The following is a 2,226-nucleotide window of genomic DNA, read 5'->3' on the forward strand; positions in this document are numbered from 1 at the left end:
TTCAGATAGCGATTCCATAAACCTGCTAAAAAGTCCGCAGAGATTGGTTTCCGCATGATGTCAAGAACTAGCTCCTAATAAGTCTGGATTATGAATTTACTTGCTAATTCTGCTATTTTAGCCAACGGTTATGTGTATGGATCGTTGCGTGTTTCACACACGAACCAATCCAAATATAAACAAACTTTTGGGCATTTTCCATAATATTCCAAAAAAGCACAGACCCAGCAATGGTCTATACACGGTGTTAGCACACGGTTTATTCTTTCCTTCGCTATTATTTTCTAACTACAGAATAAAGTCCGACATAATTTTGTTTAAAAATCGAGATTAATTATTTCCTTTTAAATTCCGTTGCCATTATTCGCAAGGATTTTTAAAATAATTTTTTCAGATTGTAGGGAAGGGCAAAGTTTCGGTTTTGCAATTAAAAAACCAAAAAAATTTTCGGTTCCTTTTCGCAGTTTTTTTCCGTTAGATTTGATTTCCGCGTATATTTTAAAATAAAATTTTGCCCAAACTTTGGTCAAGCACAGGTTTTCCAGTTATGCGACTTATTATTGGAAGGCCAAGAAATAAAATTGTTCGCACGAGTGATAATTCCGCTGTTTTAGTTTTTCCGTATCTATTTCAATTTCGGTGTGGTTTTTTCAGTTTCAGCTCTTAAAAATCAGAAGATTTTGTTGTTTATCTGTGTTTTCTGGAGCAGACAACTGTGTGCTAACGTTTATGTGTATGGACCGTTGCGTGTCTCACACACGAACCAATCCAAATATAAACAAACTTCGGAACATTACTTTAATATTCCAAATAAAGCACAGACCCAGCAATGGTCTATACACGGTGTTAGCACACGGTTTATTCTTTCCTTCGCTATTATTTTCTAACTACAGAATAAAATCCGACATAATTTTGTTTAAATATCCAGATTAATTATTTCCTTTTAAATTCCGTTGCCATTGTTCGCAATGAGTTTTAAAATAATTTTTTCAGATTGTAGGGAAGGGCAAAGTTTCGGTTTTGCACTTAAAAAACCAAAAAAAATCCGGTTCCTTTTCGTCGTTTTTTTTCGTTAGATTTGATTTCCGCGTATATTTAAAATAAAATTTTGCCGAAACTTTGGTCAAGCACAGGTTTTCCAGCTATGCGACTTATTATCGGAAGGCCAAGAAATAAAATTGTTCACACGAGTGATAATTCCGCCGTTTTGGTTTTTCCGTATCTATTTCAATTTCGGTGTGGTTTTTTCAGTTTCAGCTCTTAAAAATCAGAAGATTTTGTTGTTTATCTGTGTTATCTGGAGCAGACAACTGTGTGCTAACGGTTTTGTATATGGCTCGTAGCGTGTAAATTAGCGATTATTTTCGGTTGAGCAAGAGCCGAATTTTTTAATTTTCTTATTATCTTTCTTTTTCAATAAGCCAAATTAAAAAATTTGGCGGACTTCGTAAATAAGCCGAAACTTCGATTAAGCAACTGCCCAGCTATGAGCTATATACGGTGTTGTGCGTAGGCTTTTCCGTTAGATTTGTAATGCACTTTTCTCTTATTTTCCATATTTCGTTAAAATCTCGGTCAATTCTATTTTCCGAAATCCATTTTGTCAAAATCTCTTTGTGATATTCAACTTTAAATTCCGCAACTTGTTCAGGTTCAATTTCAAGTTCGTTTAATATATCACGCTCAATTTTTTCAAAATCAGAATTATCAGTTGTTATGTCGGCACGCCTGTCGTCAATTTTCAAGTAACAATGAGCCTCTGGAATAAATTCAATTGAGTTTTCAATTAACACGTTACCAATATTCGGTGTGTTTTGTCGGTTCATTTTGTAAATTCCGAGAATCAATTTTACGTTCTTAATATTATTCAAATCAGCCACTTTTTTCAATAGTGCGTGTTTTGAACTGCAACTCCCTTTTTTTTCTTTAATGACCAATTCGAAGTCAGTCCGATTTGCATTTCGTCCGTATGGTAATTTTCTAACGAATTGGATTAATTCATTCCACGTTTCAATTCCGCTATCTTTAATAATAGCAGTTAATTTGTCTTTGGAATTCAATTTATAATCTGTTCTCAATGTTTTTTTTTAGCTTACGCACAACGCTCTTGAGTATGATTAGTTGCGCGTCTCAAGTAGTAAATTTAGTAAATAAAAACGAACTAGCGAATCCACGAGGATTTTCGGAAGAAGAACAGGCCAAGCAATTAATCATACGCGATGTTGG

The 2,226-nt window shown here is 34.2% G+C and carries 1 protein-coding gene; it reads right to left on the bottom strand.

Annotated features, from left to right (window positions below):
• Positions 1-1,484 precede the first annotated feature (1,484 nt).
• On the bottom strand, positions 1,485-2,078 hold the full coding sequence (locus tag ESY88_RS20495) for a hypothetical protein (protein WP_223270916.1): 594 nt from the start codon (positions 2,076-2,078) through the stop codon (positions 1,485-1,487).
• Between the last annotated feature and the right edge of the window lie 148 nt (positions 2,079-2,226).

The sequence above is a fragment of the Subsaximicrobium wynnwilliamsii genome (assembly GCF_007997225.1).
GTDB classification, from domain to species: Bacteria; Bacteroidota; Bacteroidia; order Flavobacteriales; family Flavobacteriaceae; genus Psychroserpens; species Psychroserpens wynnwilliamsii.